The 14,373-nt window shown below is 35.2% G+C and carries 10 protein-coding genes, 2 rRNA genes and 1 riboswitch; all 12 genes read left to right on the forward strand.

All coding sequences use genetic code 11. The features are described 5' to 3' along the window. Positions 1 to 85 (forward strand): 23S ribosomal RNA (locus ACFVRR_RS15940); the annotation flags it as partial. A 55-nt stretch (positions 86 to 140) separates the two neighbouring features. Next, positions 141 to 256 (forward strand): 5S ribosomal RNA (gene rrf / locus ACFVRR_RS15945). A gap of 234 nt (positions 257 to 490) precedes the next feature. Beyond that, the gene (locus ACFVRR_RS15950; protein ID WP_387330430.1) at positions 491 to 1,588 is read left to right on the forward strand and encodes a PRK06851 family protein; all 1,098 of its coding nucleotides are present in this window, start codon (positions 491 to 493) and stop codon (positions 1,586 to 1,588) included. 478 nt (positions 1,589 to 2,066) lie between these two features. Beyond that, a complete protein-coding gene (locus ACFVRR_RS15955) occupies positions 2,067 to 5,582 on the forward strand; it encodes a S8 family serine peptidase (protein WP_387330433.1) in 3,516 nt (1,171 codons plus the stop codon). 246 nt (positions 5,583 to 5,828) lie between these two features. Further along, positions 5,829 to 5,930, forward strand: a riboswitch (purine riboswitch). Positions 5,931 to 6,061: 131 nt separating this feature from the next. Next, the gene (purE, locus tag ACFVRR_RS15960) at positions 6,062 to 6,547 is read left to right on the forward strand and encodes a 5-(carboxyamino)imidazole ribonucleotide mutase (protein WP_097973951.1); all 486 of its coding nucleotides are present in this window, start codon (positions 6,062 to 6,064) and stop codon (positions 6,545 to 6,547) included. Then, complete coding sequence (purK, locus tag ACFVRR_RS15965) at positions 6,544 to 7,692, forward strand: 5-(carboxyamino)imidazole ribonucleotide synthase (RefSeq protein WP_387330435.1); 1,149 nt, start codon at positions 6,544 to 6,546, stop codon at positions 7,690 to 7,692. The genes purE and purK overlap by 4 nt, the downstream gene beginning before the upstream one ends. After that, a complete protein-coding gene (purB, locus tag ACFVRR_RS15970; protein WP_069032643.1) occupies positions 7,689 to 8,984 on the forward strand; it encodes an adenylosuccinate lyase in 1,296 nt (431 codons plus the stop codon). Before purK ends, purB begins: the two co-directional genes overlap by 4 nt. A 115-nt stretch (positions 8,985 to 9,099) precedes the next feature. Next, on the forward strand, positions 9,100 to 9,822 hold the full coding sequence (gene purC / locus ACFVRR_RS15975; RefSeq protein WP_097973954.1) for a phosphoribosylaminoimidazolesuccinocarboxamide synthase: 723 nt from the start codon (positions 9,100 to 9,102) through the stop codon (positions 9,820 to 9,822). Beyond that, positions 9,810 to 10,064 carry a phosphoribosylformylglycinamidine synthase subunit PurS gene (gene purS, locus ACFVRR_RS15980; RefSeq protein ID WP_069032645.1) on the forward strand — a complete coding sequence of 85 codons (255 nt, stop codon included), beginning with the start codon at positions 9,810 to 9,812 and terminating at the stop codon, positions 10,062 to 10,064. Before purC ends, purS begins: the two co-directional genes overlap by 13 nt. Beyond that, positions 10,061 to 10,744, forward strand: coding sequence for a phosphoribosylformylglycinamidine synthase subunit PurQ (gene purQ, locus ACFVRR_RS15985; RefSeq protein ID WP_387330438.1), 684 nt, complete (start codon positions 10,061 to 10,063; stop codon positions 10,742 to 10,744). Before purS ends, purQ begins: the two co-directional genes overlap by 4 nt. Beyond that, positions 10,728 to 12,947 (forward strand): phosphoribosylformylglycinamidine synthase subunit PurL, encoded by a 2,220-nt coding sequence (gene purL / locus ACFVRR_RS15990; RefSeq protein ID WP_387330441.1) that lies wholly within the window; start codon positions 10,728 to 10,730, stop codon positions 12,945 to 12,947. The genes purQ and purL overlap by 17 nt, the downstream gene beginning before the upstream one ends. Continuing rightward, positions 12,932 to 14,341 (forward strand): amidophosphoribosyltransferase, encoded by a 1,410-nt coding sequence (gene purF / locus ACFVRR_RS15995; protein WP_387330443.1) that lies wholly within the window; start codon positions 12,932 to 12,934, stop codon positions 14,339 to 14,341. Before purL ends, purF begins: the two co-directional genes overlap by 16 nt. The last annotated feature ends 32 nt before the right edge of the window (positions 14,342 to 14,373 follow it).

Consider the following 14,373-nt stretch of genomic DNA (forward strand, 5'->3'; position numbering starts at 1 on the left):
AGAGACGATCAGGTTGATAGGTCAGAGGTGGAAGCGTGGTGACACGTGGAGCTGACTGATACTAATCGGTCGAGGACTTAACTAACAAGTTTGATAATGACATTATCTAGTTTTGAGGGTACGAAGTACAACTCAATAAATCAGGTGATTATTGCGAAGAGGTCACACCCGTTCCCATACCGAACACGGTAGTTAAGCTCTTCAGCGTCGATGGTAGTTGGGGGTTTCCCCCTGTGAGAGTAGAACGTCGCCTGGTAAACAAAAACATCAGCTATTTGGCTGATGTTTTTTTATGTTCAAATTAGGAAATGTTAGTTCTTATCATGACATTACATATAAAATGAAGATATCCGAAATCTAAAAGACAAACTTAAGAATCACCAACAACTTCGGATAAACATTAAAATTAATAAAGTAAACAATAATATTAATGCTAGGCAAACACCCTAATAATAAATCTACATAACCTAGATTGAATGGAGGGAAAAAGATGAGAGGAAAAATACTCAATTATTATGCAGGAGGTAATACTGCAAAAGGGTTTTATAATCTCTATGACTCAGCTTTAGAGGATTTAGATAAACTATTCATTCTAAAAGGTGGTCCAGGTACTGGGAAATCAACTTTAATAAAAACAATAGGAGAATTAATTGTAAATAAGGGAATCGATATTGAATATTTACATTGTTCTTCTGATACCAATTCAGTTGATGGCTTAATTATCCCGAAATTTCAAATAGGTATAGTGGACGGAACAGCACCACATGTAATTGAACCAAAAGCTCCAGGGGTTATTGAGGAATATGTGAATTTAGGTATTGCTTGGGATTCTAAGAAATTAGCCGTACACAAGGAAGCAATACTATCACTAAATGATGAAATTGCTAAGAAGTTTCAAAAAGCATATGACACATTTGCGGCTTCTTTAAGGGCTCATGATGAGATTGAAGAAATTTATATTTCTAATATGGACTTTTTAGAAGCTAATAAACTGACTGACGAAATGATAGCGCTATTTTATGGTAATGACAGTAATGCTGAAAAAGCCCCCAAAGTAAAACATAGATTTTTAGGTGCAGCAACTCCAAGTGGTGCGGTTGATTATATTCAAAATTTAACAGAAGAAGTCGAAAAGCGATATTTTATTAAGGGTAGAGCTGGTTCCGGTAAATCAACAATGCTAAAGAAAATAGCAGCTGCTGGAGAAGAAAGAGGATATGACGTAGAGATATATCATTGTGGATTTGATCCAAACAGTCTTGACATGGTCATTATTCCAGAAAAAAGCATTGCGATCTTTGACAGTACAGCACCACATGAATATTTTCCTGATCGCGAAACAGATGAGATTATTGATATGTACGAAAGATGTATTACACCGGGCACAGATGAGAAGTACGCTACTGAAATTGAAAGAACGACAAATTCATATAAAGATAAAATGAAAGAGGCAATATCTTATTTGGCGGATGCTAAAGTTCTTAGAGACGAATTAGAAGCTATTTATATAGGAGCTATGGATTTTTCAAAAGTAGATAAAATACAGTCTGAATTAATAGAGGAAATTGAAAGTTTCATTAAAAATTAAAATTATCTAATCCTTAAAAAGGCGAAACCAAATTGGTATCGCCTTTTTTACTTCAAATTATTAGTACTTATTAATCATTTTTATACGGAAATCGAATAAATGTATAAAAAATTTGAATTTTCTTTATATTTTCGCAAATTTAGATAAAAAAGATTATTTATTACTAAAAGTTTCCGACACAATTATTAAGTTTTTGATATATTATTTATAATTTTTACAATTAATTTTGTTCTAATATAAGTCTTTATGCAGTTTTTTGTAGAAAATAAGCGCCTTAAATCATATGAAATTCCCCCAATTTACTCCGGCATATATTGAATGTACATTTAGATAGTAATGTATTTATTTACTCACTTAATGGTAAGGGCTTAAGTTTAAACAAATGATGACTCTCTATTTAATAAACTACTAACCTCTTAATCATAGTATTAAAGAAAATACATAATCGAAATATACACACATAAAAGGAGAGGCTTAAATGAAATTCAGTAAAATGATACCGTTTAAAGTAATGACCACAGTGGCTTTATCTTCTTTGATTTTTTCATCTTATACAGCTCTAGCAGAAAATAATGATATAACAACAGAAGCGGTCGAGGATCAAGCACCACAATTATTAGACCAAAGTCCAAAAGGTAAAGAGGACCTATATAAAGACATTCAAAAGGATGAATCTGAGAAAACTTATAAACCTACCGATAATGTCCGCTTTATAGTGGAAATTGAGCAGCCATCAACTACTGACACTTCTACATCAAACAAAAAATCCTTATTTAAAGAAAAACAAGACAAAGTAATCGAAGAAATCACAAAGAATAATAAGGCTAAATCAAATTCCCCTAAATTAAAACAACGTTTCTTTGAGGGATTCAATGGATTTAGTGTTGAAACAGAATATCAGAATTTAGATGAAATCAAGTCTATTCCTGGTGTACTTCACGTAAATGTTGCTAGAACCTTCCATGAAACAATGGCAGCAAGTAAAGAGCTAGTACAAGCTCAAAAGGTTTGGAATCAATATGGTTATCAAGGAGAAGGTTTACTTGTAGCAGTTGTTGATACTGGTATTGACTATACTCATAAGGACATGACGTTGACAGAAAAGGGTAAACAAAAAGAAAAGCTAACTCAAACAAATATTAAAAGTAAATTAGATGCTACATCTGTAAATGAAGTTTGGTACTCAGATAAAGTACCAACAGGCTATGATTGGGCTGATCATGATACTGACGTTATTCCTCGTGGAGATGGAAGTCCACATGGTACGCACGTTTCAGGTACAATTGGTGCAAATGGTAATGATGCAAACGGTGGTGTTCAAGGTATTGCTCCTGGAACTCAATTATTAGCAGAGAAAGTATTTTCCGATGTAGGTGGCGGTGCTTATGAGGATGATATTATCGCAGGGATTGAGCATGCAGTTGCGATGGATGCTGATGTTATCAATATGAGTTTAGGCGTTGATGCAGGTTTTGTAGGGGAAGATTTTGATCCTGTTCAAAAAGCAATTCGAGAAGCAACTGAACAAGGGACGCTTGTTGTAGTTGCTGCTGGGAACTCAGCTTACAGCACAAAAAATAATTTGTTTTTCGATGCCGCTGCACAGCCCTTTGCAGATAATCCTGATATCGGAACAGTAGGTGCACCAGGAGTAAGTCCATATGCATTATCTGTTGCTTCCTATGAAAATACAAAAATGCACTTAAATACTTTAGCTGATGCTAATGGTTTTAAACTGCCATTCCAAGATCAAACTCAATTTGCACCAACAGCAAACTTTAAACTTTCTAGAAGATTAACACCCGGCCAAGAGTATGAATTGGTATATGTAGGTGAAGGATCGAAGCCTACCGATTTTAGTACTAAAAATGTTGAAGGTAAAATCGTTGTTGCGAAAATGAACAATCAATATACTTCATACTCATTTGTTCAATCTAATGCTTCAAAATATAAAGCAAAAGCTGCTATTATTATTCCACCTAACAATTTGGATGATTATCCATACATGAAATTAAATGGATCCTCTATTCCAACTGCTACAACAGGTAAGGCAGTAGGTCAAGAATTAATTAATAAACTAACAAGTGGCCAAATTGTAAAAATGAAATTAGCAGGTGATACTTGGATTGATAATGTTAACAAAAACAAAATGTCTAGTTTTTCATCGTACGGTGCGCCCTCAACATTAGATTTTAAACCGGAAATTTCTGCTCCAGGTGGAAATATTTATTCAACTGTACCTGGAAATGATTATGAAGTAATGAGCGGTACGTCAATGGCAACACCTCACGTTGCAGGCGGTTCAGCGTTGGTATTACAGTCACTTTATGAAAAAGGATTACAACACTCAGAAGATGCAGCCTTAAAAGCAAAAATAGCATTAATGAATACATCAAGTATTGTGATGGATCCAAAAACAAATGGAGAAGTTCCGTATTCTCCACGATTACAGGGATCAGGTTTAATGCAAATTCAAAATGCAATTAATACGCCAGTTATTGTTACAAGTAGAAATACGCCATTAGAGCAAGCTGGGGCAGTTGCATTAAAAGAAATTGGCCAGAATACTAGCTTTAAATTAAATGTTGAAGCATTTGATGCGCCAAAGGGAAAAAATAATAGCGCTGATATTGAATACAATGTTTATGTGGATTTATTAAAAGATAAAACAGAAACAAAGCAATTTGATTTAGACAATGATGGTGCGATGGATTCAAAAGATTATTTAACAATGACTAGTGAACGTATTGAAGGTGCAACGATTACTGTAAATGATAATAAAGTAACATATAAAGATGGATCATTACTTAAAATAAAACCAGGTCAATCAAAAATGCTGACAATTAGTGTTAATTTACCAGATTCATTAACGAAGAATAGTTTTGTTGAAGGATACGTACGCCTAGTCCCTGTGGCAAAAGATCAAGATAAGGCAGTTCCAATTTCTGTTCCTTATATGGCCTTCTATGGAAAATGGGATGAGCCAAGAAATATCGATGCACCTGCGTGGGAAAAGGATGCGTTTTTAGGATATACTGCACTTTGGGATGGAACTTCTGAACGTTATCCAAAAGGATATAATTCTGCAACTGGTACATTCGATCTTAGCAAAATAGCAATTTCGCCAAACTTCCATTTAAATGGAATCTATTCTTCATTTACAGCTTTACGAAATTTAGCAAAAACAGAAATGTATATTGAAAATCAAAACGGTGAAATGGTTAAATATTTAGGTGATTTTAGTGAATTTAATGGAACTCCATATAAATTTAGAAAAAATGTCATGCCATTTGGTGATACAAGCTATAATGAACTTTATGCTTGGAATATGACAGATGAAAATGGACAGATTGTTCCTGACGGAGTTTACAATTATGTGATTCGTACAACTTTAGACTATCAAGGTGCAAGACCTCAAGAAGTGAAAATGCCAGTTAAAGTCGATTCTAGCCTTCCGAAAGTTACAGATATTAAGGTGACTCCAAAAGATGGGAAATATGAAATTTCTTGGAAGGGCACAGATAATGAATCTGGATATGCTGCTTCAGTAGTATGGGTTAACGGAAATATGTATTCACCAGGAGCAGCGCAAACATTACTAGTAAATATTGAACCAAAGAGTATTGTAATTGGTGGAGCTGACAATGCATTTAACCACTCTTATACTACTTGGGGAGATCAAAGTGCAAAATATATGAGTGAATGGATGATTCTTTCAAATAGAAGTGTTTACCCAACTACAAATATTAACAAAAATAGAGCAGCAGGAATTGATTTCTTTGCTCAAAACAGAGTAGATTGGACGTTTAATATGAAGGATATAAATGGAAATATAGTAGATACAATTTCATTTAAAAATGAAAAAGAAGTGCACACAAAATGGATTCCAAAACCAGACCTACCAAACGGCACATACTATATCTCTGCTGATGTTACGTCAAAAGATGGGTTCAAAATAACATCAACTCCAACTAAAGTAACGGTTGTTCAATAAAAGTCAATAATTGAAAAAGCTATCTTTCCTATTTATTATAGGGATAGATAGTTTTTTTGTTTTTCATTGATTAGTCGATAATAGAAATCCGAATAAGAAATAAAAAAATTACAGTTGCTATCAGTAATTTAATAAAAATAGGCATCATAGAATGTATAAAACTGCGTAAAACACGAACATTAAAATATTTTTTAAGAAAAACATTCATATTTTATTGAAAAAAGAGTTATAAATTGATACTATAGAGATAGGAAATTTAGCAAACCTCATATAAGTTTGGGAATATGGCCCAAAAGTTTCTACCTAGTAACCTTAAATTACTGGACTATGAGGGGAAGTTAATCACACGTGTACGTTATTTGTATACGCCTAAGTAGATTATCTTTCTCGCCATAGAGGGATAATTCTATTTAGGCGTTTTTTGTTGGAAATTTATTGTAAAAATAAAAAAATAGCGAATAAACTTGGGGGAAAAGCAGATGAAACCGGTAGTTGGTGTCATTATGGGGAGTACAAGTGATTGGGAAACAATGAAACATGCTTGTGATGTGTTAGAAGAGCTAAATATAAGCTATGAGAAACGAGTTGTTTCGGCACATCGTACACCAGATTTAATGTTTGAGTATGCAGAATCAGCTAGAGAACGTGGTATTAAAGTAATTATTGCAGGTGCAGGCGGGGCTGCTCACTTACCAGGAATGGTAGCAGCAAAAACGACACTTCCAGTAATTGGTGTACCAGTACAATCAAAAGCTTTAAATGGATTAGATTCATTATTATCAATTGTGCAAATGCCAGGTGGAGTACCTGTTGCAACTGTTGCGATTGGTAAAGCAGGTGCGACGAATGCAGGCTTACTTGCAGCTCAAGTATTAAGTATCCAAGATCAAGAAGTTTATTTAGCATTAGAAACTCGTCGTGAAAACACTACTAAACAAGTTCTAGAAAGCAGTGAATCACTATGAATAGCAAAGTAATTCTACCAGGACAAACAATAGGGATCATCGGGGGAGGCCAACTTGGAAGAATGATGGCGCTTTCGGCGAAAGAAATGGGCTATAAAATAGCTGTTTTAGATCCAACTCCAAATTCACCTTGTGGGCAAGTATCTGATATAGAGATTACGGCTGAGTATTCTAATTTAGAAGCAATTAAACAGCTTGCGAAAGTAAGTGATGTTATAACATATGAATTTGAAAATATTGATGTAAAAGCACTTGAGTATTTAGATGAGCATTCCTATTTACCTCAAGGTAGTGAGTTATTAAAGCTAACAAGAAATAGATTAACTGAAAAAACAGCTATTCAAAATTTAGGCATAAAGGTTGCTCCATTTCAACTAGTAGAAAATGAAGAGCAATTTTCTGAGGCAGTTACGAACATAGGTTTACCAGCTGTTTTGAAAACAACAACAGGTGGTTATGACGGAAAAGGGCAAGTTGTTTTAAAATCTGAAGAAGACTTTGTTGAAGCATTAGAACTTGTTAAAAAACAGCAATGTATTCTTGAGGGCTGGGTTCCTTTTGAAAAAGAATTGTCAATAATTGTCGCAAGAAATAGTAATGGAGAGGTAAATACGTTTCCAATAGCAGAGAATGTTCATATGAATCAAATTCTGCATACTTCATCTGTACCAGCAAATACTTCAAAATCAGTAATAAAAACAGCAGAGAACTATGCAAAGAAAGTAGCTAGCTCATTTCATCTAGTAGGTGTTTTAGCAATTGAGTTATTTGTAACAGAAGATGAGCAGGTTTATATAAACGAATTAGCTCCGCGTCCACATAATACAGGACACTATACAATGGAGGCAGTTGAAACTTCACAATTTAAGCAGCATATTCGAGCGGTTTGTAATTTACCATTAGGAAATACGGAATTACTAAAACCAGTTGTAATGGTGAATATATTAGGTGAACATGTTGAAGAAGTATTGAATGTAATGCAAAATGATAGTTCATTAAATGTCCATCTTTATGGTAAAGAAGAAAGCAAAAAAGGCCGTAAAATGGGACATATTAATATAATGGCAGCATCAACAGAACTAGCGATGCAAAAAGTACAAGAGTTAGGGATTTGGAAACAGAACCCGGTGGAGGTAAAAATATGATTGAACGTTATTCACGCCCAGAAATGGCAGCAATTTGGACAGAAGAAAACAAATTTAAAGCTTGGTTAGAAGTTGAAATCTTAGCATGTGAAGCATGGGCTGAATTAGGAGATATTCCTAAAGAAGACGTAAAAGTGTTACGTGAAAAAGCTTCTTTCGATATAAACCGAATTTATGAAATTGAAAAAGAAACACGTCATGACGTAGTTGCATTTACACGTGCAGTTTCTGAAACATTAGGCGACGAACGTAAATGGGTACATTATGGCTTAACATCAACTGATGTAGTAGACACGGCACTTTCATACTTACTACGTCAGGCAAATGATATCTTATTAAAAGATTTAGAGAATTTCATTGGAATTCTTGAAACGAAAGCTAAAGAACATAAGTACACAGTAATGATGGGACGTACTCACGGTGTACATGCAGAACCAACTACTTTTGGTTTAAAACTTGCATTATGGACTGAAGAAATGAAGCGTAACCTAGAGCGATTTAAGAATGCGATTGAAACAGTTCGAGTAGGTAAAATCTCAGGCGCTGTTGGAACTTATGCAAATATTCCTCCATTTGTTGAAGAATATGTTTGTGAAAAGCTAGGAATTCAAGCAGCTCCAATTTCAACTCAAACTTTACAACGTGATCGTCATGCTCACTACATGGCAACATTATCTTTAATTGCAACTTCAATTGAGAAGTTTGCAACTGAAGTACGTGGATTACAAAAAAGTGAAACACGCGAAGTTGAAGAATTCTTTGCAAAAGGTCAAAAAGGCTCTTCTGCAATGCCACATAAACGTAATCCAATTGGATCTGAAAACATGACAGGTTTAGCTCGTGTAATTAGAGGTCATATGGTTACAGCTTATGAAAATGTATCACTTTGGCATGAAAGAGATATCTCACATTCATCTGCAGAAAGAATCATCTTACCAGATGCAACAATACTTTTAAATTACATGTTAAATCGATTTGGAAATATTGTTAAAAACCTTACAGTATTCCCTGAGAATATGAAACGTAATATGGATCGTACTTACGGATTAATTTATTCTCAACGTGTACTTCTTGCTTTAATTGAAAAAGGAATGTCACGTGAAGAGGCTTATGATACTGTTCAACCAAAAGCAATGGAAGCTTGGGAAACTCAAGTACAGTTTAAAGAGCTTGTAGAAGCAGAAGAAAAAATTACTTCTTTATTATCTCAAGAAGAAATTAATGATTGCTTTGACTACAGCTACCACTTAAGTCAAGTCGATACAATTTTTGAACGCTTAGGATTAAATTAATAAATATTGTTTGGCTAAGATTAGAGAAAAAAATTCTTAGCCAAACAATTCAAATAACAGATAAAGCAGAAATTCTATTGGGTGTTTAAATGAGGATATGGGAGGCATTGTTAGCATGGCAGAGCAAGTAATGTTGTATGAGGGAAAAGCAAAAAGAATTTTCTCAACTGAGAATCCTGAAATTGTAAGAGTTGAGTACAAAGATTCAGCAACTGCATTTAACGGTGAAAAGAAAGCAGAAATTGCTGGTAAAGGTCGCTTGAATAATGCGATTACTAGTTTACTATTTTCAAAGTTAAAGGAATCAGGTATTGCATCTCATTTCGTAGAAAAAACATCAGAACTTGAACAACTTGTAAAACGAGTAACAATTGTACCAATTGAAGTAGTTGTTAGAAATATTGTTGCTGGTAGCTTATCGAAACGCATGGGATTAGATGAGGGTGTTAAGTTAGAAAAACCAATCATTGAGTTTTATTACAAACGTGATGATTTAGGTGATCCAATTATTAATGAAGATCATATCGCTGCACTTAAACTAGCAACAACTGAAGATCTTGAAACAATTAAAGAGATTGCTCTCCGTGTTAATGATGTACTAGTAGAACAGTTTAATGCATGTAATGTTCGATTAGTCGATTTTAAATTAGAGTTTGGCAAATTAAATGATGGAACAATTTTGTTAGCAGATGAGATTTCACCAGATACTTGCCGATTATGGGATAAAGATACAAACGCGAAATTTGATAAAGATGTATTCCGTAGAGATTTAGGTAACTTAACAGATGGATACGAAGAAATTTTAAAACGCTTAGGGGGATTATCATGTTCAAAGTAAGAGTATTCGTTACATTAAGAGAAAGTGTTTTAGATCCACAAGGAAATGCAGTTAAAAACGCACTTCATAGCATGAATTTTAGCGAAGTTCAAGATGTTCGTATCGGTAAATATATGGAATTATTAATTGATAAAAATGTTGCAGATTTAGATACTACAGTAAAAGAAATGTGTGAAAAGTTATTAGCAAACATCGTAATTGAAGATTACCGTTATGAGGTAGAGGAGGTAGTCGCACAGTGAAGTTTGCAGTAATTGTGTTCCCGGGCTCAAATTGTGATGTTGATATGTATCATGCAATCAAAGATGAGTTAGGCGAAGAAGTAGAATACTTATGGCATGATTCAACGAATTTAGATGAATTTGATGGTATCTTATTACCAGGTGGCTTCTCATATGGAGATTACTTACGCTCTGGCGCAATTGCAGGTTTTGCAAACGTGATGGATGCGGTGAAGAAAGCTGCTGCTGAAGGTAAACCAGTTTTTGGCGTTTGTAATGGATTCCAAATCCTAACTGAAGCAGGTCTACTACCAGGTACTCTTAGACGTAATGAGAAATTAAAATTTATGTGTAAACAAGTAGAGCTAGTTGTTGAAAACAATGAATCTATGTTTACAACTGGTTATGAAAAAGGTCAAGTAATTACTGTACCAATCGCACACGGTGAAGGAAATTACTATTGCGATCAAGAAACATACGAAGCACTTAAAAATAATAATCAGATAATTTTCCGTTATCAAAATAATCCGAACGGTAGTTTAGATGATATCGCAGGAATTGTTAATGAAAAAGGAAATGTATTAGGAATGATGCCACACCCTGAGCGTGCAGTTGATGCATTATTAGGTAGTGCAGACGGACTTCAACTATTTCGTTCGATTGTAAGAAACTGGAGGGAAAACCATGTCGTTACTTCTTGAGCCAAATCCAATTCAAATTGAAAATGATAGAATTTATGCCACAATGGGCTTAACTGATGAAGAGTTTCAATTAGTCAAATCAATTATTGGTCGCAATCCGAACTATACAGAGCTTGGATTATTCTCAGTAATGTGGTCTGAACATTGTAGTTATAAAAACTCAAAACCTTTATTACGTAAATTCCCAATAAGCGGTGAGCATGTTTTACAAGGACCAGGTGAAGGAGCAGGTATTGTTGATATTGGCGATGAGCAAGCTGTCGTATTTAAAATCGAAAGCCATAATCACCCTTCTGCAATTGAACCATACCAAGGTGCTGCAACTGGTGTAGGTGGAATTATTCGTGATGTATTTTCAATGGGAGCACGTCCTGTTGCACTTCTAAATTCTTTACGATTTGGAGAATTAGAAACTCCAAGAGTTAAGTATTTATTTGAAGAAGTAGTTGCAGGTATTGCTGGTTATGGAAACTGTATTGGTATTCCAACAGTTGGTGGAGAAGTAAACTTCGATCCATGTTACGAAGGCAATCCTTTAGTAAATGCAATGTGTGTTGGATTAATCAATCATAAAGATATTAAAAAAGGTCAAGCACATGGTGCTGGAAATACAGTAATGTACGTTGGTGCTTCAACTGGTCGTGACGGAATTCATGGTGCAACTTTTGCTTCTGAAGAGTTATCTGATGCATCTGATGAGAAACGCCCAGCGGTACAAGTAGGCGATCCATTTATGGAGAAGTTATTACTTGAAGCATGTTTAGAAGTTGTTCAAAATGACGCTCTTGTTGGTATTCAAGATATGGGTGCTGCTGGATTAACATCTTCATCTGCTGAGATGGCTTCAAAGGCAGGAATGGGAATTGAGATGAATCTTGATTTAGTTCCTCAACGTGAAGCTGGTATGACAGCTTACGAAATGATGCTATCTGAATCTCAAGAACGTATGTTACTAGTTGTAGAAAAAGGTAGAGAGCAAGAAATCGTAGACTTATTTGAAAAGTATGATCTACATGCTGTATCAGTAGGACGTGTTACAGATGATAAGATGCTTCGCTTACTTCACAAAGGTGAGGTTGTAGCTGAATTACCTGTAGATGCTCTTGCTGAAGAAGCTCCAGTATATCATAAGCCATCAACTGAACCTGCATATTATGGTGAGTTCCAAGCGATGGAAAACTATATTCCTGAAATTAGTGATTCAAAAGAAACGTTAAAACAATTACTTTCTCAACCTACAATCGCAAGTAAAGAGTGGGTTTACGGTCAGTATGATTACATGGTTCGTACAAATACAGTAGTTGCTCCAGGCTCAGATGCTGCAGTAATCAGAATTCGTGATACAAAAAAAGCTCTAGCAATGACAACTGACTGTAATGCACGCTACTTATATTTAGATCCTGAAGTTGGTGGGAAAATTGCAGTAGCAGAAGCAGCTCGTAATGTAGTTTGTTCAGGTGCTCGTCCACTTGCAATTACTGATTGCTTAAACTTCGGAAATCCTGAAAAACCTGAGATTTTCTGGCAGTTAGAAAAAGCAACAGATGGTATGAGTGAAGCTTGTAATGTATTAAGTACTCCAGTAATCGGTGGTAACGTATCATTATATAACGAAACAAATGGTGAAGCAGTTTACCCAACTCCTGTAGTTGGTATGGTAGGTCTAATTGAAGATGTCGAGCATATCACGACTCAAAATTTTAAAACTGCTGGCGATTTAATTTATGTAATCGGTGGAGCAGAAGCTGAATTCGGTGGAAGTGAGCTTCAAAAATTATTAAATGGCAAAATCTTTGGTAAAGCACCAAGTATTGATTTAGCTGTTGAATCTAGTCGCCAAGAGCAAATTCTTGCTGCTATTCAAGCAGGTGTAGTTGCTTCAGCACACGATATTTCTGAGGGTGGTTTAGCTGTAGCGATTGCAGAAAGCACATTTGGTCCGTCAGAAGTTGGTGCAACTATTACGATTGAAGGAAATGAGGTTGTTTCATTATTTAGCGAAACTCAATCACGTTTCTTACTTTCAGTTAAATCTGAACATAAAGAACAATTCGAAGCATTAGTAGATGCAAAGTTAATCGGTACAGTTACAGAAGAAACATCAGTAACAGTTCGTAATGAAAACAATGAAACAGTTCTTCATGCTTCAGTTGAGGAACTGAAACAAGCTTGGAAAGAGGCGATCCCATGCTTGCTGAAATAAAAGGACTAAACGAAGAATGTGGAATATTTGGAATTTGGGGGCATACTGATGCTGCCCAAATCTCCTACTATGGTCTTCATAGCTTACAACATAGAGGCCAAGAAGGAGCTGGAATTGTTGTAACGAATGGGGATGAACTTGAAGGGGCAAAAGGACTTGGTTTAATAACAGAAGTTTTCAGTAAAGGTCAATTAAATGATTTACACGGAAAAGCTGCTATTGGTCATGTTCGTTATGCAACTGCAGGCGGAGGCGGCTATGAAAATGTTCAGCCTCTATTATTCCAATCGCATACTGGAAGCATTGCTCTTGCTCATAATGGTAATTTAGTAAATGCTTCAAGATTACGTAAAGATTTAGAGATGCAAGGTAGTATTTTTCAAACTACTTCTGATACTGAAGTACTTGCTCACTTAATTAAACGTAATGGTTCTGCTCCATTAAAAGATAGCATTAAAGCATCTTTAAATATGATCAAAGGAGCTTTCGCTTACTTAGTTCTAACAAAAGATGCAATGTATGTTGCACTAGATCCAAATGGTTTTAGACCATTGGCGTTAGCTAAACTAGGTGACGCTTATGTTGTAGCTTCAGAGACGTGTGCATTTGATGTAGTCGGAGCGAAATATATTCGAGATATTAATCCGGGAGAATTACTTATTATTTCAGACAATGGAGTGGAAACTGATCAGTTTACTTCATCAGTTAATCACACAATTTGTAGCATGGAATATATTTATTTCTCTCGTCCTGATAGCAATATTGATAATATCAATGTTCATTCTGCACGTAAAAATATGGGGCGTGTATTAGCGAAAGAAGCTCCTGTTGAAGCGGACGTAGTAATCGGTGTTCCAGATTCAAGTATTTCAGCAGCAGTTGGTTACGCAGAAGAATCTGGTATTCCATATGAACTTGGTTTGATTAAAAATCGCTACGTAGGTCGCACATTTATTCAACCTTCTCAAGAACTTAGAGAGCAAGGGGTTAAGATGAAACTTTCTCCAGTTCGTTCGATCGTTGAAGGGAAACGTGTAGTAATGGTAGATGATTCAATCGTTCGTGGAACTACAAGCCGCCGAATCGTACAAATGTTACGTGATGCAGGTGCAAGTGAAGTTCATGTTCGTATTGGCGCACCACCATTGAAAAATCCTTGCTATTATGGTATTGACACTTCTACAAGAGAAGAGTTAATTGCTGCAACTAATACAATAGAAGAAATTTGCGAAGAAATTGGTGCAGATTCATTAGAATTTATTAGCTTAGAAGGATTATTAAATGCTATTGGCAGAAATCATGAGGGACCAAATAGAGGGCAATGTACTGCTTGCTTTACAGGGAAGTATCCAACAGTAATCTATGAAAATGAATTAGTACATTCTCATAATTAATATTAAAAAACAGAGGCGGTGAGCAAAGTCGC

Source organism: Gottfriedia sp. NPDC057948 (genome assembly GCF_042887255.1).
GTDB lineage: Bacteria > Bacillota > Bacilli > Bacillales > Bacillaceae_G > Gottfriedia.